Origin of the sequence: Pseudonocardia tropica (genome assembly GCF_040105315.1) — a bacterium.
Lineage (GTDB): Bacteria > Actinomycetota > Actinomycetes > Mycobacteriales > Pseudonocardiaceae > Pseudonocardia > Pseudonocardia alni.
The window spans coordinates 1-1,502 of sequence record NZ_JBEDNP010000081.1 but is presented as its reverse complement, the minus strand read 5'-3'; the positions used below and the strand labels follow the sequence as shown (position 1 = coordinate 1,502).

The 1,502-nt window shown below is 69.2% G+C and carries 1 protein-coding gene; it reads left to right on the top strand.

Annotated features, from left to right (window positions below; translation table 11 throughout):
• Nucleotides 1–187: 187 nt before the first annotated feature.
• Nucleotides 188–1,495: an MFS transporter gene (locus tag WHI96_RS27620; RefSeq protein ID WP_345643865.1), complete on the top strand. Its 1,308-nt coding sequence runs from the start codon at nucleotides 188–190 to the stop codon at nucleotides 1,493–1,495.
• The last annotated feature ends 7 nt before the right edge of the window (nucleotides 1,496–1,502 follow it).

Below are 1,502 nucleotides of genomic sequence, written 5' to 3'. Positions count from 1 at the left end.
ATGATCACCATGAATCCTCCACTACCTGAACATAAGTGTATGAGTTACGGTACCAGCGCTCAAGCTGAACATTGATGTACGAGTTAGGAGTCGATCAGTGTCCACATCCGAAGCCCGGCCTCCGACTGCCAGGGCTGCCCATCCCCACCGATGGGCAGCCCTGGCCCTGCTGGGAACTGCCCAGTTCATGCTCATCCTCGACGTCACGGTCGTCGCGGTCGCTCTCCCGCAGATGGGGGTCGACCTCGGCCTGTCCCGGGAGGCGGTGACCTGGGTCGTCGCCGCCTACACGCTGACCTTCGGTGGTCTAATGCTTCTCGGCGGCCGCAGCGCGGACCTGTTCGGAGCCCGTCCGGTGGTCTACGCCGGGCTGTCCGTGTTCACCGCGGGCTCGCTCATGGCTGGCTTGGCCGACAACGGCGGGCTCCTACTGACCGGCCGGGTCGCCCAGGGGCTCGGTGCGGCGATGCTGTCCCCGGCGGCTCTGTCGGTCGTGGTGCGGCTGTTCAGCGGCGACGAGCGCAACCGTGCGCTGGGGATCTGGTCCGCGCTCGGAGGCGGAGGTGCCGCCGTCGGGGTCCTGCTCGGGGGGCTGATCACCGCCGGACCGGGATGGCCGTGGGTGTTCTTCCTCAACATCCCGGTCGGTCTCGTCGTACTCTTCGGGTTGCTCCGTGTCCTGCCGCCGCTGCCGCCGTCGCCGACCGGGCACCGCCCGACGCTCGACGTCGTCGGGGCGCTGCTGGTCACTGCGGCCACGGGTTCGGCCATCTACGCCCTCACCGTCGCAGGCGAGCAGGGTTGGGTCAGCGCGCCGACGCTGGTCACCACCGCAGCAGCGCTAGTGCTCTACCTACTGTTCGGATGGCGTCAGCGGACCGCGGCGTCACCGCTGATGGACCTCGGGCTGCTCGCCCGCCGACCTGTCGGCGCAGGAGTATTCGTCATCCTGATCGCCACCGCGCTCATGGTCGCGGTGTTCTTCCTCGGCACCTTCTACTTCCAGCAGTCCGCCGGGCACGGACCGCTCACCACCGGCCTGCTTTTCCTGCCGATCGCGGTCGCGACCATGACCGGCGCGAACCTCGGCGGGCGCCTGATCGCGCGCCTGGGCGCCCGGACCCTCGGCGCCGCCGGCATGGTCGTCGCCGCCATCGGCCTGCTCGTGCCCGCGCTCTGGCCCACCACCCTTGCGACCACCATCGGGGTCTCGTTCGGCGCCTTCGGCATCGGAGCTCTCTTCGTGGTCGCCTCCGCCACCGCACTCGGACAGGTCGAGGCACACGAGGCGGGCATAGCCTCCGGCCTCCTCAGCACCTTCCACGAATTCGGTGCCTCGATCGGCGTCGCGACGGTGTCGAGTATCGCCGCGGTGAGCCTGGCCGCGGGAGGAGACACCGGCTACCAGCAGGCGTTCGGCTTCGCCGCGGTGGCAGCTCTGGTGGCGGCGGGCGTGTCCGCCCTCGCGATCCCTCGACAGCCCAGTACTCCCTGATCTAGCT

What these genes read in the sequence shown, in the direction of transcription:
- WHI96_RS27620 (WP_345643865.1), top strand. Translation starts at nt 188, where the DNA reads ATGCTCATCCTCGACGTCACGGTCGTCGCGGTCGCTCTCCCGCAGATG.